Here is a 19,468-nt window from a genome sequence, read left to right on the forward strand (position 1 = left end):
GATGCTAATCTCACTGTGTGGAGAAGAAGAATAGCGGAGTTGGCGTTCTAGATAAAGCGGTAACCATTCTAGGTACGCTTGAATCAGGCCCCCATTCGCTGGCAGAGCTCGTTGCCGCAACTGGCATCGCTCGCCCCACCGCTCACCGTTTAGCCGTTGCCCTTGAGCACCATCGCCTTGTTACGCGCGATCTGCAGGGTCGTTTCGTTCTTGGACCTCGTTCTTCAGAACTCGCAGCTGCAGCAGGTGAAGATCGCTTACTGGCTGCTGCTGCCCCAGCACTTGCTGCGCTGCGCGATGCAACCGGCGAATCTGCACAGTTATATCGTCGCCAGGGAGATATCCGAATCTGTGTTGCAGTTGCTGAACGTTTATCTGGTCTTCGCGACTCTGTACCTGTTGGTGCTTCGCTAACTATGCAAGCAGGATCTGCTGCACAAATTTTATTGGCTTGGGAAGATTCCGAAAAAATTCATCGCGGACTTAAGAATGCGCGATTTACCGCCGCTCACTTATCTGCCGATCGTCGTCGCGGATGGGCGCAATCTGTTGGAGAACGCGAAGCCGGCGTTGCATCTGTCAGCGCACCAGTTAAAGGCCCTAATGGAAAAGTAATTGCCGCAGTATCTATCTCTGGTCCAATCGAGCGTTTAGGACGCCAACCAGGGCGCGTACATGCAGCAGCCGTTGTTGCAACTGCCGCAAGACTTACAGAGCATCTCGCTAAAAGTTAGTTGTTAAGCAGATCCAACTCTTTTAAGACTTGAGAGATTGTTCCAAAACCAAAGCCTTTTCGTTGCAGTAGAGACTGAATTCTGCGCACCTGCACCTCTGGTTCAAGACGTGACATGGTGTTGTACTTCTTGAAGGCAAGGTCAAAGGCGCTGCGGTATTCAGAATCGTCATCGATTTCATCAAGTGCTTCATCGATTGCGCTCTGCATTACGCCCTTTTGGCGAAGCTCCCCCGCGATGATTCGCTTTGAGATCTTCTTATGGTTGTGGCGCGACTGAGCCCAGGCTTTAGCAAACTCTTCATCGTTAACGAGGCCGGCTTCTTGCAACCGGAAGATAATTGCTTGCGCAACATCATCTTCTACGCCCCGGGTCTTAAGGTGAGCGAGAAGCTCGCCCTTACTTTTCGCACGAGTAACCAGAGCGTTTAACGCAATGGTGTGTGCTACTTCGTAAGGGTCGGAGCCTTCGCCTCTTGAAACCTTTACAAAATCAAGGCTAATTAGAAATCAACCTCTGCTGCAGCTTCATCGATCGCCGCTACGAGCTCGGCATCAACTTCGATCGGCACAAAGTGTGCACGGATCTTGGTCTCGATCTCATTAGCTAGATCTGGGTTATCGAGAAGGAATGCACGAGAATTTTCCTTGCCCTGTCCCAACTGATCGGCTTCGTATGTGTACCAAGCGCCCGCCTTCTTAACGACTCCGATTTCAACGCCAAGGTCGATTAATGAACCTTCACGTGAGATACCTGTGCCGTAGATGATGTCGAACTCTGCTTGCTTAAATGGTGGAGCCATCTTGTTCTTGACGACCTTAACGCGGGTACGGTTACCGACGGATTCGGTGCCATCCTTAAGAGTTTCAATGCGACGGATGTCGAGGCGAACTGATGCATAGAACTTAAGTGCCTTACCGCCGGTTGTTGTCTCAGGTGAACCGAAGAAGACACCGATCTTTTCGCGGAGCTGGTTGATGAAGATCGCAGTTGTCTTTGATTGGTGAAGTGCACCGGTAATTTTACGAAGCGCTTGTGACATAAGGCGTGCTTGCAAGCCCATATGTGAATCGCCCATTTCGCCTTCGATTTCAGCGCGTGGCACAAGTGCTGCAACTGAGTCGACGACAACGAGATCAAGTGCGCCAGAACGGATCAACATATCCATGATTTCAAGTGCTTGTTCGCCAGTGTCTGGTTGTGAAACAAGAAGTGCATCGATATCAACGCCGAGCTTCTTTGCATACTCTGCATCGAATGCGTGTTCAGCATCGATAAATGCACAGATGCCGCCGGCCTTTTGTGCATTTGCGATTGCGTGCAAGGTAAGTGTTGTCTTACCTGAAGATTCTGGTCCGTAGATTTCTACGATACGTCCGCGTGGTAGTCCGCCGATACCGAGTGCGATATCTAGTGCGATTGAACCAGTTGGGATAACTTCGATGATCGCATTTTGACGATCAGACATTTTCATTACTGAGCCCTTGCCAAATTGACGTTCGATCTGGGCGAGTGCGGTGTCGAGCGCCTTTTGGCGATCGGAGGTGTTTTTCTCTTCGGCTTTATTTGCTTTTTCAGCAGCCACGTTTTGCTCCTTTAGATAAGAACGTCTATGCGTGATGCATATTCGTTGGTAGTCGGCCCAGAAGGTACGGAAGGCCACCGACGGCCTACGAGGCTTATAGAGAGCCTGTGGGCGGAAAGCGGAACCGCTCTGGTTGTGCAGGGATAACTTTATCCGAACATCTGTTCGAAAGGTAGCAGGCGCCACTGACAGCGCCTTTAGGCGTGTCGCATGGGAGGATTCGAAACGTGTTGATCCTCCTGCCGCCTTCCGAGAAGAAGGCCCCGACCAGCAAGCCAATGCCTGCGATCAACGTCTACACCGGCGTCCTCTACCAGGCCCTCGGCTGGGCCACGCTTAGCCCAGCGGCGCGTAAGCGGGCGGCGAGCGCGGTTGTGATCATCTCAGCCAAGTACGGAGCGGTGCGCCCGGACCAGTTGATCGAGAGCTACAAGGCGAAGATCGATAACAGCGCGATGCGCGAGCCGGTCGCGAAAGTTCTAGACCCAATCAAGAGCCCACTAATCGTGGACTGCCGTTCATCTACCTATAAAACCGTTTGGCACTCCCCCGTCGATAAGACTGTTGAGATTCAGATTTCAACTGTCGTCGATGGCGTGCGTAAAGTCGTTACTCATATGTCTAAGAAAACCCGTGGTGAAATTGCCCGCGCGCTCTTGCAATCACGTTCGGTGCCCAAATCCCCGGAAGATCTATATGCGATCGTTTCGGAGAAGTATCCATGTGCGCTGACCCCGAGCGATGGAATAAATCCTTGGGTCTTGGAAGTAATCGCTGTCTAAAAGTTAACGATTACTAATTTAGTTTCTAGCTAAATATCCCCACGCCAGACTGGCGGCGACAGCTACCCAGATTTGATATGGAACAAGTAATAGCCCCATAGTGAGCGTTGCTCTAAAAGTCAGAAAAAGTACGGGAAGTGTTAGAACCGCAGCCGACGTTAGCGCTATTGAGGCATAGAGAAAATTGTGTGGAACATAGAATTGATAAGCCCAGGTTAAAGCGGCGGCGATGCTTAAGCCAAAGAACACCAACCAGGTTATGTTTTCAAATTTACTTAAAGATCTAGATACTTGATAAGAGGCAATTCCAAGAACTGTGAAGTTGTATGGCCAGATGAGCCCGATAACAGCACTGGGTGGCTGCCAAGCAGGACGGTTTAGAGATGCATACCAACCAGGTGAGGAAGAGACCCAGATTCCTGAACCGAAGGCGTAAATAAAGACAAAGAGAATTCCAACTGCAGCTGCGATTAATTTGAAATCCACGGTAAGAATCTAGCGGTATTCCGTGGCTTACCTTGGTTTCTGCTGCTTAAAGCTTATGGAGTTTTAGCTTTATCCCGATCCAAGCTCCGGTAAAGGCAGTTGCGAAAAATACCCAGCCAGAGAGTGCAAATGACTGTGTTCCAGAGAGAAGAACTCCGACGGTGCAGCCGAGTGCGATCATCGAAGACCAACCCAGAAGCATTCCGCCAACAAGTGCGGTTAAGGCGTTGCGCCAAGTAATTTGCTGAAATTTAAAGCGATTGCCCGCTAGCGCTGCGGCAAATGAAGCGGTAACGATTCCCAGAATCAACCAACCATTATTCACGATCGCCGTAGAAACAACTGCGATACAACCGGCCATTAGATCTAAGCCATCCAGGTTTTGTGGAATCCAACCCTGTCCCTCAAAGTAGGTTCTAGAGGTTGTGCTTAATTGGCGAGTTACTCCAAGCGGCTCAATACGTAGATAAGCAAAGGTGCCAATAACGCCAAAGATCGCACCAGTTGTTAGCGGGCGCCAACGATTGATGAGAAGTGATTGGCGCAGGCTTGCGAGATCGATCTTGGTCGCTACTGGATTTGCAAGTGGTGTGGAGTTCTTACCAAATCTAATTGTAACGACTGCTATCACGGCTAACAACAAAAGAGTTAAAACGAGCGATCCGCCATAACCAAGGTAATGTGGCAGCCATGTTGTAGGTGCATCGCTAATTGATTTTGAGTACAACGTGTTCCAACTCTTAAAGCCGAGTCCGAAACCAATTAGCGAACCAAATAAGGCTGGGTATGCGCGCAGTGATCCTTGTCCGATGCGATAGAGATGCCCGCTAATGCAAGCACCTGAAAGCGCCATACCGATTCCGAATGCAAGACCAGCGGCAATTAACGCGGTACTAACTGGTCCAATGTGTGCGTTTGGAGGAAGGCGATCTGAACTTGTATCAGGTAAGAACTGTCCGAAGATAACCGCATAACCAATTGCACCGACTGCAATGGCGCTAAGGATCGATAAGAACGGTGTTGTGTCACGGTCTTCAATGGCATCGCGGAAGATGCAGAAGAAACAGAATCGACCTCTCTCGAAAGCGATTCCGAGGGCGCTACCAATCAAGAGCGATAGCGCTGCATTCACGCCAGTTCCTTCGTTATCACTTAATTGGTATGCGGTGAATAGCAAACCAACTACCAATAACGCTGCTAACCCTGTTCTTACAGAATCGCCCTTGCTCCAGGTAGAAACCTCAGTAGAGGTTCCGGAATCTCCAGAACCTCTACCAAAGTTAGTAACTGCGCTAATTACGCTGCTCCCCAAATAGTTCCGGCTGGGTTGTTAATTGGATTACCAACGCCATTGCCGTACTCAGTCCAAGAACCGTCATAGTTCTTTACGTCATATCCAAGGATTTCGCTAAGCACGAACCAGGTTAGAGATGAACGCTCACCAATGCGGCAATAGGTAATGATTGTCTTCTTGCCATCAATCCCCTTGTCCGCATAAAGCTTCTTTAATTCAGCAACGGTTTTGAAGGTTCCATCTGAATTAACATTTGCACCCCAAGGGACATTCACTGCTCCCGGAATGTGCCCGGCGCGAATAGCGAGTTCTTGAAATCCTGACGCTGCAAAGATCTTGCCGTTGTACTCATCTGCTCCACGAATATCGACCAGATCGACCGTACCCTTCTTGCGAACTGCAGGAAGTACATCGCGAATCAAAGTTGCGCGGATTGATTTATCTGCCTTAGTTGCAACAAAGTTTCCTTCTTTTGGAGTTGGAACAACAGTTGTGAATGGGCGACCATCTTTCTCCCACTTAACGCGTCCACCATCTACTAGACGAACATCTTCAATACCGTAAGTATTGAAGATCCATGCGCCCCATGCAGCGAACCAGTTGTTCTTATCTCCGTAGAGAACGACGGTTGAGTTCTTATTGATTCCGGCAGCGCGCGCTAGCTTCTGAAAGCGTGCACCAGCGACGATGTCACGGTTTACAGTTTCAACTAGATCTGTGTACCAATTGAACTTAACTGCATTCTTGATATGTCCACGCTCGTAAAGACCAGCTTCGGTGCTTACTTCGATGATCTTTACATCTGGATTATCGAGGTTCTTCTCTAGCCAATCAGCTTGAACAACAGAGCGGGCTAGGTTCTTTGGAGCCGCACTGGCAGGTGCAACAGTCACGCCGGCGACTAAGCCCAGGCTAAGTAAGGCAACAACAATATTCTTCGGTCGAACTACTAAATTCTTAAACATACTTCTCTCCTTAAAATAGTTTTATACATGGAAAACTGGCTGAAATAAAAGGTTTGATGGCTTGCTTAAAATCAGCAGGCAGAGGTGTTTACACGGCAGAAATCAATTACGCGACGCTTTGTAAACATGGTGGAAATATAAATTGATAACTTGCTAAACGCAACACGCCAATTATTTGCAGATGCGATCTATCTATAGTTACTTGTATTTAACAGTCTCATTCGGGTAAGCAGCACATACTGCGCGCCATATTTCATGCGGTTCAAGCCCAGATTGCAACGCTTCATCCACGCTCTTACTGCCGAGTTCAGTAATTGCAATGTCTTTGCAGAAGGAAGGAGCCCATTGCTCTCCGAATGAGAGAGTTAAACGTTCGCGAAGATCAGAAATACGCATTTAATCGATAGTTAAAATTTAAAAGAGGGTGCGATCGACTAAGAGTTCTGCTTGTTCGCGAGACTGAGCCAGGGTTAGTGGTTGCATCGCCTGCCCCATCAGCCAACGCATAGCAACGCCTGTGCCTGCTGCAGATTTAGTTGCGTTGTACAAACACTTTGCCAGTTCGAGATAAAGGGGATGTTCTGCATGAGAGAGCATCTCGGTAAGCGCTGCTTTATCGTGAATGCGCATCGCAGATAGCGCACCATCTGTTGAAATGTAGAGCGAAAGCTTTTCCAGGGCATCAGCTGGGGTGCCTGCCTTGTTTGCCAGGTCAATCATGAATTCAACTTCTGCGGTGATTAACGCAGAGATCACCGCTGATTTATCGCGGTAATGGTTATATAAAGTTGCGCGGGATACCTGTGAAGCATCTGCGATTTCGATCATGGAGATATTTGATAGACCAAATTGTGAAATTAATTTTTTAGCGCCTTCTAAAATTGCGCTCTCGGTACGGCGGTGGGTTGCACCTTGGGTGGCGTACTTAGGCTGCGTCGACAACGGACAACTTCGCACTCTCTTGAGACTTGAGCTCAAGTGAGACGTTGGTAATCACAGAAGAAAGAGTTAGATCTAGCGCTTCACAGATTGCATTTAATAATTCTGAGGATGCTTCCTTTTGGCCGCGTTCTACTTCAGAGAGGTAACCGAGTGACACGCGTGCTTCGCGTGCGACATCGCGCAATGTGCGTGACTGTTCAGTACGGGCAGCGCGCAGGGTCTGGCCAACTGCTGTGCGTAGTAGCGCCATGGTGGTCATCCCTTCTCTTATCTATCGCGTTGTCTAAGGATACGCGCAAATGAGGCGATCGCGCTTGCTACGGTGGCGTTTCGCACAACTTCACGTTCACCAGAGAGCGAAAGTTCTATTACTTGAACTATCGGGCCAACGAAGGCTACGAAAACTCGGCCGGCATCAGAGCCATCGGATGGCCCAGGTCCTGCGACGCCAGTGGTTGCAATCGCCCAGGTGGAACCAAATGATTTATTGGCGCCGTGCCCCATGGCAATTGCAACTTCTTCGCTGACAACTGAGCGTTCTGCAATCACAGATTCATCTACTCCCAAGTGCGAAACTTTTATCTCAGGACGATAAGCAGTTAGTGATCCAAGAAAAACATCTGAGGCGCCAGGAACAATTGTTAGCGCGTTGCTTAGCCCGCCTGCAGTAAGTGATTCTGCGGTGGAGAGAGTTTCGCCACGAGTGCGCAGCGAGTCATGGATATCGGAGACAAGGCCGAGAATCTCTTTTGAAAGCTCCATGGTGGCTCCGAATTAATCTAATTGGTGGTCTGTGGTCTAAAAGCAGATCGTACATAGTAAGCACCGGTCACGATAGTGAGTGCGATCGCAATATACATAAATCCATCACGGAACCAATAGAGCGAAGGATCTAGCGGCAGAACATAGAAACCTGTTCCGAAACCTTGGAAGGCAGCCTTTATCTTTCCGCCCTTATTCGCCGGAATTACTCCCCGCTTAACAATGGCTAATCTAAAGAAGGTTATTCCTATTTCGCGAGCCAAGATCACGATTGTGATCCACCAAGGCATGCGGTCGAGAATTGATAGGCAGATCATTGCCGTTCCGACCATCGCCTTATCCGCAACTGGATCTAGGAATTTACCTAGCTCAGTTATCTGTTGGCGACTGCGCGCTAACTTGCCATCGACAATATCGGTCAGACCTAAGATGAAAAATATCCACCACGAAATAATCTGCCAGTTGTAATCATCTCCCCCGTTCATGAAGAGGGCTACCGCGCCAAAGGGAATTAGTACAAGTCGTGCGATAGTTAAAGAGTTAGGAGTTATGAAGGCGGGGACTCTCACAGCGCACGCGCCACCAAATCTGCGCCCATGGATTCGATAACCACGGCATCAATGTATTGCCCGACCTTAAAGCCAGTTCCGATAAATGAGGTTGTGCCATCTACTTCAGGGCCTTGGTGTGCGGCGCGACCTTCTTGTAGCTCTTCATCTTCAATAAGGACGCGCACATTCTCGCCAATACGGGCTGCTGCGCGCATGGAAACCATCTCATCAGCCAATGAAGATAAAGCCTCAACGCGTTCGCGGATAACTTCTTCGGCAACTTTATCTGTGAGATCAAGGGCCTCAGTATTGTCTTCATCAGAGTAGCCAAAGATGCCGATCGCATCTAATTTAGCGGCGCTAATGAAGTTTGCAAGATCGTCATAATCTTCTTGCGTCTCCCCCGGAAAGCCAACGATGAAGTTAGAGCGAATACCTGCTTCAGGAGATAGCGCTCTGATCTGAGCAATCAAATGTAAGAATTTTTCAGAATCTCCAAAGCGGCGCATGCGACGCAAGACTGTAGGGCTGGTGTGCTGGAATGAGAGATCAAAATATGGCGCAATTTTTTCATTTTCGATCATTGCCTGTAGCAACGATGGGCGCATCTCGGCTGGCTGCAGATAGGAAAGGCGAACTCTCTCGATGCCCTCGATCGCAGCAAAGTCAGGAAGTATCTTCTCCATTAACTTTAGATCACCGAGATCTTTTCCATATGAAGTCGTATTTTCACTTACCAAGAAGAGCTCAGTGACCCCGTTCTTGGCGAGCCATTTTCCTTCTTCTATGATCTCGGTTGGCTTGCGTGAGATAAATGAACCGCGGAAATAAGGAATCGCACAGAATGAACAACGACGATCACAACCGGAGGCAATCTTTAGCGGCGCCCATGGAGCGTTACCTAAACGTTTACGAAAGAGCGAACCGCCTGCGCCGAGTGAAGATGCATAAGACTCATCAATGGCTTCTTGACGTGCAGCTGGGCGATCAGCTGGAGCAATAGGCAGTAACGATCTGCGATCTCGTGGAACATGTGGCGTATGAGCATTTCCAGAAACAATTGATTGCAAGCGGGCTGAAATATCTTGGTAATCATCGAAGCCCAAAATACCGTCGGCTTCAGGTAACGCCTTTGCTAACTCTTGTCCGTACCGCTCGGCCATACATCCAACGGCGACAACCGCGCGCGTGGTTCCGTGGCCTTTTAGCGAATTAGCCTCAAGCAAGGCATCGATTGAATCTTTCTTTGCAGATTCTATAAAGCCACAGGTATTTACAACGGCGACTTCGGCATCTTCAACTTCGCTAACCAGAGTCCAGCCATCGGCTGCTAAACGGCCAGCAAGTTCTTCGGAGTCGACTTCATTACGGGCGCAGCCCATGGTGACTATTGCAACTGTCCGACTCATTTGTCAGATGGTACAGCGTGCAGAGATTACTTGGATCTAAAAGTCTTACGAATCTCCTGATTACGCGCACCTAGCGGCGCTAATTTCTGACCATTTAGCGTTAAATCAAGATCTCCCGCATTGCTTAGATAAACACTGATAGATGTTGGAGCGCTAAAGCTCTTGGTGTCGCCTTGAAAGATAGGGTCTTGAAAAAGTGTTTTACCACCGGCAACAACATGAATATTTGAACTTCCTCGCGTTGCCGAAATTGTTAACTTCATTTCGCCATTTGCTGAAGCAGGAACGCTTTCAGTTGCGGCAGGTTCTGTGGCTACTGCTGAAGCAGAGGCCAAAGGTGTTGGTGTTGCAGATGGAGTTGTCGTAACAACAGGCGTTACCGTGGTTTCAGAATTCGAAATGATGATTTGACCTACTGCAATTGCAGATAAGAGTACGACTGAAGCGATTACCAGCGACTTGGGCTTAATAGATTTACGTTCCGTCGGTATTCGGGATACATTATTTTCAACCAACATGTCATGAATCTTTCGCGATTCGCTAGAGTGCTCTTCGTTGTAAAGATCAATCAGCGTCTGTGGCTCTACGAATATATGAGCAGCAATGTTGCGAAGATGTCCGCGTGCATAAGTGTCGCCACCGCAATTAACGAACTTATTTTTTTCCATCTCAATAAGCAATCCAGGGCGAATGCTTAGCCGTGATGCGAGTTCGTCAATACTCAGGCCAGCGCTTTCGCGCGCACCTTGCATAAATTGACCAAGTGACATTTCTGCTCGCAATGCTAAGTATCGGGATTACTGATGAGTAAAGTCTAGAACCGCAATCACCCCAGCGATAGCCATATACGTGAATCCTGAGTGAAATCACCCCCAGAGGTAGTCCCCTATTTGGTTACTGTCACCGCTCTTTAGTAATCGCGGAGCGTGGCAAGAACCGAATCGAGTTCATCTGGCTTAACCATCACAACTCGTGCCTTGGAACCTTCTGATGGTCCAACGATTCCGCGAGATTCCATCAAATCCATCAAGCGACCGGCTTTTGCAAAACCGACTCTAAGTTTTCGTTGCAGCATTGAGGTAGAACCAAATTGCGTTCCGACAACTAGCTCAATCGCTTGAAGCAATAGATCTAAATCATCACCGATCTCTTTATCAACCATCATTGAAGATTGCGGTGCAACTGTGACATCTTCACGATAGCGAGGCGATAATTGCTTCTTGACGTGGTTGGTAACCGCTTCAATTTCGCGCTCTGAAACGTAGGCTCCCTGAATACGGATAGCGCGGGAAGCTCCCATTGGAATAAATAAACCATCGCCTTGTCCAACGAGCTTTTCTGCGCCCGGGCTATCTAAGATAACGCGGCTATCAGCCAGCGAACTTGTTGCAAAGGAAAGACGTGATGGAACGTTTGCCTTAATGAGACCGGTGACAACATCTACTGAAGGGCGCTGGGTGGCAAGAACTAAGTGGATACCTGCAGAACGTGCCAACTGAGTAATACGTACAACAGATTCTTCAACTTCACGTGCAGCAACCATCATCAAATCTGCGAGCTCATCAATAATTACAAGTAGATAAGGGTATGGCTCAACTACGCGATCACTTCCTGGAGGCGGAATAACTTTTCCAGCGCGAACCGCCTTGTTGAAGTCATCGATATGTCTAAATCCAAAGGTTGAAAGATCCTCATAGCGAAGATCCATTTCGCGGACCACCCAAGTAAGGGCATCTGCCGCTTTCTTAGGGTTGGTAATGATTGGAGTAATCAGATGAGGAATACCTTCATAGGCGGTTAACTCAACTCGCTTGGGATCGATTAAAACCAAGCGAACTTCATCAGGTGTTGCACGCATTAAAATCGATGTAATCATCGCGTTAATCATCGATGATTTACCAGCACCTGTCGCACCTGCCACTAATAAGTGCGGCATCTTCGCCAAGTTGGCACATACAAAATTTCCTTCAACATCTTTACCTAGCGCGACCAGCATCGGGTGGTGATCCTGGCCTGCAACAGTTGAGCGCATAACATCGCCCAAAGCCACGATTTCACGGTCGGTATTTGGAATCTCGATACCGACTGCAGATTTTCCTGGGATCGGCGAGAGGATGCGCACATCGCTAGATGCAACTGCATAGGAAATGTTTTTAGCTAGCGCGGTGATTCGCTCGACCTTTACCGCGTTTCCGAGTTCTACTTCATAGCGCGTAACCGTTGGGCCACGCATAAAGCCAGTAACTTGGGCATCGATGTCAAACTGTAGAAAGACTTCGGTTAGCGCTGCAACTACGGTGTCATTGGCCTTCGATTTCGCCTTTGCGGCGGGGCCGGTGCGCAGTAAATCTTGTGGTGGCAACAAGTAATTTGAGTCGGCAGTTAATAAAAGTTGTTCGGGACGCTTTCCAGTTGCTGGCGGCGCAGTTGTAGTAGCAGTCGGAGCCTGAACTACGCGAGGAACCTCAACTGTGAATTCTTCATCAAATGACTCTTCATCAATATCTTCTTCAGTTTCATCCGCATGCTGGTTCCAGGCAACAACGGGGGTTTCAAATGGTGGGGTATCAGTAATTTCAAAGTCGGCTTCTTCACGTTGCGGGCGTTTTGACCAGAGCCAAATTCCAGTGTTCTTAACCCGGATGCCAACGGATGAAAGTGGAGTCGCGGTTGTAACTAACAAACCGAAGCAGAACAGCGCGATCAAAAATGGATAGGCCAAGAGCGATGTCATCAAAGCTTCGAGTGGCATAGCTACTGCGTAGCCCAACCAACCCCCACCATGGCGCATCGCAGTTGCACCTGTTGGATTAACCGCACCTAGCGAACCATTTAATAAGTGCGCCAAACCGGAAGCGCTAACAACAAGAGTGATTACGCCGACGATGATCCGTGAAGTTGCTTTGTGGCTATCTGGAGATCGGAATAAGCGCATTGCAAAGTAGAGAATTAAGAGCGGTGCAAAGAAACCAATTCGGCCGAAGGCGCCGTAGATAACTGCGTAAAGGTTTCTACCTACAAAGTTATCGGCTGCAAACCAGGTTCCAGCAAATGCCGCGATAGCAAGAATTAAAAGTAGGAAAGCTAGGCCGTCGCGGTGATGGGCAGGATCTAAATCGCGCGCACCGCGAGCCAAGAAGCGCACCGTTGAACCCAGCGCCTTGGCGATAGTTCTCCAAAGGGCGCTAATTGAACGCCCAACAAATGAGAGCGCGGTCTGTCCAGCGCCACCTGATTTGCGAGTAGTTGTGCGTTTTCTCTTAGCCACACCTTTAATCTTAGCGGTCAGACCTCAATAACTACGGGAACGATCATTGGGCGGCGACGATGTTTTCCACCGACCCAACTGCCTATAGTGCGTCGAACTACTTGAGAAAGTTGATGAGTTCCATTTACACCTTCAGAAACCGCGTGCTTTAAGGCTTTTTCGATCTGCCCCTTAACTTCGTCAAAGAGCGCTTCATCTTCATTAAATCCACGTGCATGGATATCAGGGCCAGCGATGATCTTTCCGCTCTGTGACTCAATTACTACTACGACAGAGATAAATCCTTCTTCTCCTAATATGCGTCGATCTTTCAGAGATGATTCGGTGATATCTCCGATGCTTTGCCCATCTACATAAACAAAACCACAAGGTACGGCGCCAGCAACTTCGGCAACATGGTCTACCAAATCAACCACGATTCCGTTTTCGATAATAAAGGTATTTTCGCGAGGGACTCCAGATTGAATCGCTAGCTCGGCGTTGGCCTTTAAGTGGCGCCATTCACCATGCACCGGCAGGGCGTACTTTGGTTTCACAATGTTGTAGCAGTAGAGCAACTCCCCTGCGGCGGCATGTCCAGAAACGTGGACCATGGCGTTGGCTTTATGGACAACCTTGGCACCGAAGCGAGTTAATTCGTTGATGACTCTGAATACTGAATTTTCATTGCCGGGAATGAGTGAAGAAGCCAAGATGACTGTGTCACCTTCACCAACTCGAATCTGATGATCACCATTAGCCATTCGAGATAGCGCAGCCATTGGCTCGCCTTGTGAACCAGTACAAATCAGAACTACGCGATCATCGTAGTTATCAAGTTCTTTAGCATCGATAACAATTCCAGCTGGCACATTTAGATAGCCCATATCTTCGGCGATCTTCATATTGCGAACCATGGAGCGCCCGATGAAAACGACTTTCCGGTCATGCATCGCTGCCGTGTCAATTACTTGCTGTACGCGGTGAACATGCGATGAGAATGAGGCCACGATTACGCGCTTCTTCGTTGCGGCAATTACGCGATTTAGCGCTGGCATGATCTCGCGTTCAGCGGGGGTAAATCCAGGAACATCTGCGTTAGTTGAATCAACTAAGAATAGATCGACTCCTTCATCGCCTAAACGCGCGAAGGTGCGCAGATCGGTAATGCGCCCATCAAGTGGCAATTGATCCATCTTAAAATCGCCAGTGTGAAGAACCGTGCCAGCTTTTGTATGAATGGCAACGGCTAAAGCATCAGGAATTGAATGGTTAACCGCGACGAATTCAACTTCGAATGGCCCGATATCTTCGCGCATTCCCTCTTTAACCTCGCGAGTAAGTGGTGAGATGCGGTGCTCTTTTAGTTTGGCAGTGACTAAAGCCAAGGTGAGTGCTGAACCATAGATCGCGATATCGCCGCGTTCGCGAAGTAGGTACGGGGTTGCTCCGATATGGTCTTCGTGGCCATGCGTTAAGACCAGCCCAACAACATCGTCTAAACGATCACGGATGTAACTAAAGTCCGGCAGAATCAAATCAATACCTGGTTGATTCTCTTCTGGGAAAAGCACGCCACAATCAACAATCAAGAGCTTTCCATTTGTTTCAAAGACGGTCATATTGCGACCGATTTCCGCTAATCCGCCAAGTGCGACGATACGAAGTCCACCTGCAACTAATTTGCTAGGGGTACCAAGTTCGGGATGGGGATGCGTCATTTATTAAGAATCAAAGGCTATAAAGAGATACCACCGGCGATGAGATCTTTGCGCAGTTGCGCGATCTGATCTTCGGTTGCATCTACGAGCGGAAGACGAGTATGGCCACCAGGTAGGCCCAGCATATTTAGCGCGGCCTTGGTGAGGATCGCACCTTGAGTGCGGAATGTGCCAGTAAAGACTGGAAGTAACTTTTGGTGAATCTCTAACGCTTTAGCTGCATTACCAGCGAACCAAGCATCGAGCATCGCCTTTAAATCTTTTCCAACGGTGTGGCCACAAACTGAAACCATTCCGACTGCGCCTACTGAGAGCAGAGGCAAGTTAAGAATGTCATCACCTGAGTAAACAGGGATTCCACAACGCTTAATCACCCAAGAAGTTGAAGCGACATTTCCTTTAGCATCCTTGAGCGCAACAATCTGTGGGTGCTCGTAAAGGCTAACAATTGTGTCTGGTTCGATCTCAATTCCACAGCGACCAGGGATGTCGTACATCATTACTGGTAAGTCAGTTGCGCTAGCAATCGCCTTAAAGTGCGCGGCAACGCCTGCTTGTGGTGGTTTGTTGTAATACGGAGCAACAATTAGCAAGCCGTCAGCGCCAGCTTTCTCGGTGCGCTTTGCTTGGTTAATTGAATAATCGGTTTCATTGTCACCAGCACCAGAAACCACAAAGATCTTTGGACCAACAACGTCTTTTACAACTCGGATAATCTCTTCTTTTTCAGATGATTTAGTTGTTGGCGCTTCACCGGTTGTGCCGTTGACAGCAATTCCATCATGGCCATTTGCAACAAGATGGGCAGCTAGTTTTTCAATGCCCGGCCAATCGATCTTGCCGTTCTTATCGAACGGGGTCACCATCGCGGTGAGCATACGTCCGAATGGCGCCTCGATTGTCATGGGTGAAACCTACCGTTTTACGGTGCGATCCGTCCAGATTTCTCAAAGGCTCCGTATGTAAGCGGCATTAATTTTGCGAATTCGGCTTCCATTTTTTCGGCAACCATCTCGATTTCACGTTGTGGGTAGCTTGGAAAATGTGAACCTTCACGAGCGGTGCGAAGTGAGAGAAAGTTCATTAAGGCGCGCGCATTCATGGAGACATACATCGATGAATATGTAGCAACTGGCAGAACAACGCGTGCAACTTCGCGTGCAACGCCAGCATCAAGCATCTTCTTATAACTGTCATAGGCAACTAAATATGCATCTTTCATTGCTTTAGTAGAAATGTCGAACTGCTCTTTCGTGCCATCTTCAAATGTATACGCCCCAGTTTTACCAACCTGAATAAGTTTGCGCTCTTTAGATGGGATATAGAAGACCGGTTTCAATTCACGATAACGGCCAGACTCTTCGTTATAAGAGGCGATGCGGTGGCGCATGAATTCGCGGAATACAAATATTGGTGCACTAACAAAGAAAGTCATTGAAGTATGTTCGAATGGTGAGCCGTGGCGTTCGCGAGCCAAGTAATTAATCAGCCCTGCAGAGCGCGCAGGATCCTCCCCGATCTCGTCCATTGATTGCTCACCAGCAGTAGAAACGCGCGCTGCCCAAATTACATCGGCATCACTGGCGCTGGCTTTGACTAGTTCAACGGTTACATCGTCGCGGAAAATGACTTCATTACTCATGGGCGTCACCTTATATATATGCCGCTACCTCACCGAGGATATCTAGGGCAGAATGCACCCGTGTCTAGAGTGAACCGCGCCACCGCCGCGCAATCCTTCAGCGTTTCGCTTACCGTAGGCGCATATGGCATCGCTTTTGGCGCAGCCTCAGTGGCGGCAGGTTTTTCGGTTCTGCAATCTTGCTTACTTTCTCTTCTTACATTCACGGGCGCATCGCAATTTGCTGTTGTTGGAGTTCTTGGCGCAGGTGGCAGCGCGCTCAGTGGAATAGCAACGGCAACTTTGCTCGGAGTCCGTAACACTTTATATGGGCTAAGAATGGCGCCAGTTTTAAACGTCCGTGGTTTGAAGCGGGTATTCGCCGCGCAGTTAACTATTGATGAGTCAACAGGCGTTGCACTTTCACAAGAAAATTTAGGAGTTCGTGAGGCTCGCCAAGGTTTCTGGTTAACTGGAATCGGCGTCTACGTTTTTTGGAATCTCTTTACTTTAGCGGGAGCGCTCGGCGCACAAGCGATGGGAAATCCCGCTGCGTGGGGACTGGATGCGGCAGTTCCTGCAGCATTCCTGGGCCTTCTTTGGCCACGGTTAACAAATAAGAGCGAACGTTTATTGGCCGTTGCTGCTTGCACACTGGCACTGGCGATGACGCCTTACTTTGTTCCTGGTTTTCCAATTATCGCGACGGCAGTTCTTGCTGTGATTTTCGGATTGCGAGCCAAGATATGGAAATAAATTTGATTGAACCGTTCTGGCTCGCCGTTATCGGCACCAGCCTTCTGGCTTTTCTACTGAAAATTCTGGGCTACAGCGTTCCAAAAAAGTGGCTCTCAAATCCAAGAGCTCTAAAGATTAATTCGCTGATACCGATTGCGCTACTTAGCGCACTGGTTGCCGTGCAGTCATTCACACAAGATTCACGAATCGTTGCTGATCAGCGAATGGCAGGAGTTGGCGTGGCTGTGCTCGCGCTAATTCTGCGAGCACCGTTTCCGGTTGTGGTTATTTCAGCAGCTGCGACATCGGCTGCGCTATTCCACTTAAATTAAAATTTATTAGATAATTTTTAGCGCTTGTAACTTTGCCTTGAGATCATTATCTGAAGGCTCAGTTAGATGTGTTCCATCTGAAAATACGATTACTGGGATTGACTGGGCTCCCCCGTTGATCTCAATTACCTTGGCAGCAGCTGATTTATCTGCTTCAACATCGATGTGATTTACCTGAACATCAAGTTCTTCAAGGAGACGCTTTGAACGACGGCAATCTCCGCACCAGTCAGCACCGTACATCGTGATATCTGCTTTAGCCATTTGATTGCTCCTTACATAAATTTCTCAAGGCCGAAGGTCAGCCCTGGTTTTGAAATAACGCTGCGAACTCCGAGCAATACACCCGGCATAAATCCGGCGCGATCGAGTGAGTCATGGCGAATTGTGAGGGTTTCACCAAGGCCGCCAAGTAAAACTTCTTGATGTGCGATTAGTCCGCGCAGACGAACAGAGTGAACTGGGATATCGCCAACTGTTGCGCCCCGTGCACCATCTAGTGAAGTCGTAGTTGCATCTGGCATAGCGCCAAGCCCGGCATCCTTGCGCGCCTTCGACATTAGCTCTGCCGTACGCGATGCAGTGCCAGAAGGAGCATCAACTTTATTTGGATGGTGAAGCTCAATAATTTCCGCTGATTCAAAGTATTTAGCGGCCTTGGTGGCAAACTCCATCATTAATACCGCACCAATTGCGAAGTTTGGAGCGATCAAGATACCGACTGATGGGTTTGCCGCGATTAACTTTTCTAGCGTTGCGATTCGCGCCGCATCAAAGCCGGTTGTACCGACGACTGCATGGATCCCGTTATTGGCTAAAAACTCAAGGTTGGCCATTACTGAATCAGGAGTAGTGAAATCAACGACTACTTGAGCACCGCTGCTCTTTAGAGTTTCAAGTGAGTCTCCGAGATCAAGTGCGGCAACGAGTTCGAGATCTGCGGCTTCAGTAACAGCCTTAACGACCTCAGCACCCATGCGACCTCTCGCACCAAGTACTCCGACTTTGATCATGACTTCAACACCTTTTCAAATTTCGCTTCGCTCTTAAATGGTCCGACAAGAGCAAGGGTAGGCGATTTGGTGAGAAATTCGTTGGCAATTTCGCGGACATCAGTTGGGTTTACGCGTGAGATCGCTTTTAGAATCTCGTCAAAGCCCATTACCTGGCCGTAAACAATTTCATTCTTACCGATACGGCTCATACGTGAACCTGAATCTTCTTGGCTCAAAACTAGAGACCCACGAACCGCACCTTTTGCGCGCTCAATCTCTTCATGGCTCATGCCGTTTTCAGCCACATCAGCCAGAACTTCACGGATAATCTCGACAACTTCAATCGCCTTTGTTGGATTACAGCCGGCATAGAAACCGATCTGGCCAGAGCCGGCAAACTGTTGCGCGTAGGCATAAACCGAATAAGCCAATCCGCGCTTCTCGCGGATCTCTTGGAATAAACGTGAAGACATTCCGCCGCCAAGTGCCGAAGCTAGTACGCCCATTGCAAAGCGGCGTTCATCACTACGCGCAACGCCTTCCATGCCATAGAACATATGTGCTTGCTCAGTTTTGCGAGTCAATAATCCAACGCTCTGCATTGGCTTGGTCTTTAAAGGTGTATTTGGGCGAATCTGCGGAGATCCCTTAACGTCAAGGAAGTTATCGCGCGAAAGCGCTTCTTCAACCATGGCGACTACGCGCTTATGTTTAATATTTCCAGCAACCGCAACGACGAGATCCTGTGGCAGGTACTTCTTCTTATAGTAGTTAAAGACGCTGCTGCGGGTCATATCTGAAATCGATTTAATAGTACCCAGAATTGGACGACCTAATTGTGTATCGCCATAGTAAGTCTCGGCATATAGATCATGGACTAGATCGCTCGGATCATCATCGCGCATCGCGATTTCTTCAAGAACGACCTTGCGTTCTGCATCAACATCTAATGCCGAAACGATTGAGGATGTAATCAAATCCGAGACCACATCGATCGCCATCGGCAGATCGGTATCAATTACGCGCGCATAGAAGCAGGTGTATTCCTTGCTAGTAAATGCGTTCATTTCGCCACCGACCGCTTCGATCGTTGCTGAAATTTCTAAAGCGTTGCGGCGCGTGGTGCCTTTAAATAGAAGATGCTCTAGAAAGTGAGAAGCCCCAGCAACAGCCGGGGTTTCATCACGTGAACCAACATTTACCCAGATACCAATCGCGGCGCTGCGTACCGACGGAACTTCTTCCGTGACGATACGCAGACCGCTAGGTAATACTGTGCGCACTACTGGGCGACGAACTGACAT

General features: G+C 48.8%; 23 protein-coding genes. 4 read left to right on the forward strand and 19 right to left on the reverse strand.

Annotated features, from left to right (window positions below; all coding sequences use genetic code 11):
• Window positions 1-17 precede the first annotated feature (17 nt).
• Complete coding sequence (locus A1sIIB60_RS04390) at window positions 18-734, forward strand: IclR family transcriptional regulator (RefSeq protein ID WP_095671261.1); 717 nt, start codon at window positions 18-20, stop codon at window positions 732-734.
• Here A1sIIB60_RS04390 and A1sIIB60_RS04395 read toward each other — a convergent pair.
• Window positions 731-1,237, reverse strand: a complete 507-nt coding sequence (locus A1sIIB60_RS04395) for a regulatory protein RecX (protein ID WP_320410424.1) — start codon at window positions 1,235-1,237, stop codon at window positions 731-733. The genes A1sIIB60_RS04390 and A1sIIB60_RS04395 overlap by 4 nt on opposite strands.
• A complete protein-coding gene (recA, locus tag A1sIIB60_RS04400) occupies window positions 1,237-2,319 on the reverse strand; it encodes a recombinase RecA (RefSeq protein ID WP_095671263.1) in 1,083 nt (360 codons plus the stop codon). Before recA ends, A1sIIB60_RS04395 begins: the two co-directional genes overlap by 1 nt.
• A 227-nt stretch (window positions 2,320-2,546) precedes the next feature.
• Between recA and yaaA the strand changes: the two genes are divergently transcribed.
• Window positions 2,547-3,101 carry a peroxide stress protein YaaA gene (gene yaaA, locus A1sIIB60_RS04405; protein ID WP_190279194.1) on the forward strand — a complete coding sequence of 185 codons (555 nt, stop codon included), beginning with the start codon at window positions 2,547-2,549 and terminating at the stop codon, window positions 3,099-3,101.
• Window positions 3,102-3,119: 18 nt separating this feature from the next.
• Here yaaA and A1sIIB60_RS04410 read toward each other — a convergent pair whose 3' ends face one another.
• From A1sIIB60_RS04410 to thyX, 14 genes are all read right to left on the reverse strand, one after another.
• Complete coding sequence (locus A1sIIB60_RS04410) at window positions 3,120-3,587, reverse strand: TspO/MBR family protein (protein ID WP_095689274.1); 468 nt, start codon at window positions 3,585-3,587, stop codon at window positions 3,120-3,122.
• 46 nt (window positions 3,588-3,633) lie between these two features.
• Complete coding sequence (locus A1sIIB60_RS04415) at window positions 3,634-4,899, reverse strand: YeeE/YedE family protein (RefSeq protein WP_095689275.1); 1,266 nt, start codon at window positions 4,897-4,899, stop codon at window positions 3,634-3,636.
• The gene (locus A1sIIB60_RS04420) at window positions 4,884-5,846 is read right to left on the reverse strand and encodes a sulfurtransferase (protein ID WP_095689276.1); all 963 of its coding nucleotides are present in this window, start codon (window positions 5,844-5,846) and stop codon (window positions 4,884-4,886) included. Before A1sIIB60_RS04420 ends, A1sIIB60_RS04415 begins: the two co-directional genes overlap by 16 nt.
• 198 nt (window positions 5,847-6,044) lie before the next feature.
• Window positions 6,045-6,242, reverse strand: a complete 198-nt coding sequence (locus A1sIIB60_RS04425) for a DUF3046 domain-containing protein (RefSeq protein ID WP_095671268.1) — start codon at window positions 6,240-6,242, stop codon at window positions 6,045-6,047.
• A gap of 18 nt (window positions 6,243-6,260) precedes the next feature.
• A complete protein-coding gene (locus A1sIIB60_RS04430; protein WP_223298650.1) occupies window positions 6,261-6,788 on the reverse strand; it encodes a TetR/AcrR family transcriptional regulator in 528 nt (175 codons plus the stop codon).
• Complete coding sequence (locus tag A1sIIB60_RS04435) at window positions 6,772-7,038, reverse strand: helix-turn-helix domain-containing protein (protein WP_095671834.1); 267 nt, start codon at window positions 7,036-7,038, stop codon at window positions 6,772-6,774. The genes A1sIIB60_RS04430 and A1sIIB60_RS04435 overlap by 17 nt, the downstream gene beginning before the upstream one ends.
• 17 nt (window positions 7,039-7,055) lie before the next feature.
• Entirely contained in the window at window positions 7,056-7,550 is a 495-nt protein-coding gene (locus A1sIIB60_RS04440) for a CinA family protein (RefSeq protein WP_095671270.1), read from the reverse strand.
• Between the two features lie 17 nt (window positions 7,551-7,567).
• Complete coding sequence (gene pgsA, locus A1sIIB60_RS04445; RefSeq protein ID WP_095671271.1) at window positions 7,568-8,119, reverse strand: CDP-diacylglycerol--glycerol-3-phosphate 3-phosphatidyltransferase; 552 nt, start codon at window positions 8,117-8,119, stop codon at window positions 7,568-7,570.
• On the reverse strand, window positions 8,116-9,510 hold the full coding sequence (gene rimO / locus A1sIIB60_RS04450; RefSeq protein WP_095671272.1) for a 30S ribosomal protein S12 methylthiotransferase RimO: 1,395 nt from the start codon (window positions 9,508-9,510) through the stop codon (window positions 8,116-8,118). The genes pgsA and rimO overlap by 4 nt, the downstream gene beginning before the upstream one ends.
• Window positions 9,511-9,536: 26 nt before the next feature.
• Window positions 9,537-10,280, reverse strand: coding sequence for a helix-turn-helix domain-containing protein (locus A1sIIB60_RS04455; RefSeq protein WP_095671273.1), 744 nt, complete (start codon window positions 10,278-10,280; stop codon window positions 9,537-9,539).
• Window positions 10,281-10,420: 140 nt separating this feature from the next.
• Window positions 10,421-12,778 (reverse strand): FtsK/SpoIIIE family DNA translocase, encoded by a 2,358-nt coding sequence (locus A1sIIB60_RS04460; RefSeq protein ID WP_095689277.1) that lies wholly within the window; start codon window positions 12,776-12,778, stop codon window positions 10,421-10,423.
• Between the two features lie 17 nt (window positions 12,779-12,795).
• Complete coding sequence (locus A1sIIB60_RS04465) at window positions 12,796-14,478, reverse strand: ribonuclease J (protein ID WP_095689278.1); 1,683 nt, start codon at window positions 14,476-14,478, stop codon at window positions 12,796-12,798.
• Between the two features lie 17 nt (window positions 14,479-14,495).
• Window positions 14,496-15,383, reverse strand: a complete 888-nt coding sequence (dapA, locus tag A1sIIB60_RS04470) for a 4-hydroxy-tetrahydrodipicolinate synthase (protein ID WP_095689279.1) — start codon at window positions 15,381-15,383, stop codon at window positions 14,496-14,498.
• A gap of 17 nt (window positions 15,384-15,400) precedes the next feature.
• Entirely contained in the window at window positions 15,401-16,120 is a 720-nt protein-coding gene (gene thyX, locus A1sIIB60_RS04475) for an FAD-dependent thymidylate synthase (protein ID WP_095689280.1), read from the reverse strand.
• Between the two features lie 60 nt (window positions 16,121-16,180).
• Here thyX and A1sIIB60_RS04480 point away from each other — a divergent pair, with 60 nt between their 5' ends.
• Both A1sIIB60_RS04480 and A1sIIB60_RS04485 read left to right on the forward strand, forming a co-directional pair.
• Complete coding sequence (locus A1sIIB60_RS04480; RefSeq protein WP_223298651.1) at window positions 16,181-16,855, forward strand: AzlC family ABC transporter permease; 675 nt, start codon at window positions 16,181-16,183, stop codon at window positions 16,853-16,855.
• Complete coding sequence (locus A1sIIB60_RS04485; protein ID WP_223298652.1) at window positions 16,846-17,169, forward strand: AzlD domain-containing protein; 324 nt, start codon at window positions 16,846-16,848, stop codon at window positions 17,167-17,169. The genes A1sIIB60_RS04480 and A1sIIB60_RS04485 overlap by 10 nt, the downstream gene beginning before the upstream one ends.
• Before the next feature lie 6 nt (window positions 17,170-17,175).
• On the opposite strand, the gene A1sIIB60_RS04490 is transcribed toward A1sIIB60_RS04485, so the two are convergent.
• The 3 genes from A1sIIB60_RS04490 to A1sIIB60_RS04500 are packed head-to-tail and all read right to left on the reverse strand — an operon-like array spanning window position 17,176 to window position 19,468.
• Window positions 17,176-17,433: a glutaredoxin domain-containing protein gene (locus A1sIIB60_RS04490; protein ID WP_095677497.1), complete on the reverse strand. Its 258-nt coding sequence runs from the start codon at window positions 17,431-17,433 to the stop codon at window positions 17,176-17,178.
• Between the two features lie 11 nt (window positions 17,434-17,444).
• A complete protein-coding gene (gene dapB / locus A1sIIB60_RS04495) occupies window positions 17,445-18,182 on the reverse strand; it encodes a 4-hydroxy-tetrahydrodipicolinate reductase (RefSeq protein ID WP_095689282.1) in 738 nt (245 codons plus the stop codon).
• On the reverse strand, window positions 18,179-19,468 hold the full coding sequence (locus A1sIIB60_RS04500) for a M16 family metallopeptidase (RefSeq protein ID WP_095689283.1): 1,290 nt from the start codon (window positions 19,466-19,468) through the stop codon (window positions 18,179-18,181). Before A1sIIB60_RS04500 ends, dapB begins: the two co-directional genes overlap by 4 nt.

The organism is Candidatus Planktophila lacus (assembly GCF_002288385.1).
Lineage (GTDB): Bacteria > Actinomycetota > Actinomycetes > Nanopelagicales > Nanopelagicaceae > Planktophila > Planktophila lacus_D.

What these genes read in the sequence shown, in the direction of transcription:
- A1sIIB60_RS04420 (WP_095689276.1), bottom strand. Translation starts at nt 5,846, where the DNA reads ATGTTTAAGAATTTAGTAGTTCGACCGAAGAATATTGTTGTTGCCTTA.
- A1sIIB60_RS04425 (WP_095671268.1), bottom strand. Translation starts at nt 6,242, where the DNA reads ATGCGTATTTCTGATCTTCGCGAACGTTTAACTCTCTCATTCGGAGAG.
- A1sIIB60_RS04435 (WP_095671834.1), bottom strand. Translation starts at nt 7,038, where the DNA reads ATGGCGCTACTACGCACAGCAGTTGGCCAGACCCTGCGCGCTGCCCGT.
- A1sIIB60_RS04440 (WP_095671270.1), bottom strand. Translation starts at nt 7,550, where the DNA reads ATGGAGCTTTCAAAAGAGATTCTCGGCCTTGTCTCCGATATCCATGAC.
- rimO (WP_095671272.1), bottom strand. Translation starts at nt 9,510, where the DNA reads ATGAGTCGGACAGTTGCAATAGTCACCATGGGCTGCGCCCGTAATGAA.
- A1sIIB60_RS04455 (WP_095671273.1), bottom strand. Translation starts at nt 10,280, where the DNA reads ATGTCACTTGGTCAATTTATGCAAGGTGCGCGCGAAAGCGCTGGCCTG.
- A1sIIB60_RS04465 (WP_095689278.1), bottom strand. Translation starts at nt 14,478, where the DNA reads ATGACGCATCCCCATCCCGAACTTGGTACCCCTAGCAAATTAGTTGCA.
- dapA (WP_095689279.1), bottom strand. Translation starts at nt 15,383, where the DNA reads ATGACAATCGAGGCGCCATTCGGACGTATGCTCACCGCGATGGTGACC.
- thyX (WP_095689280.1), bottom strand. Translation starts at nt 16,120, where the DNA reads ATGAGTAATGAAGTCATTTTCCGCGACGATGTAACCGTTGAACTAGTC.
- A1sIIB60_RS04485 (WP_223298652.1), top strand. Translation starts at nt 16,846, where the DNA reads ATGGAAATAAATTTGATTGAACCGTTCTGGCTCGCCGTTATCGGCACC.
- A1sIIB60_RS04490 (WP_095677497.1), bottom strand. Translation starts at nt 17,433, where the DNA reads ATGGCTAAAGCAGATATCACGATGTACGGTGCTGACTGGTGCGGAGAT.
- dapB (WP_095689282.1), bottom strand. Translation starts at nt 18,182, where the DNA reads ATGATCAAAGTCGGAGTACTTGGTGCGAGAGGTCGCATGGGTGCTGAG.
- A1sIIB60_RS04500 (WP_095689283.1), bottom strand. Translation starts at nt 19,468, where the DNA reads ATGTCAGTTCGTCGCCCAGTAGTGCGCACAGTATTACCTAGCGGTCTG.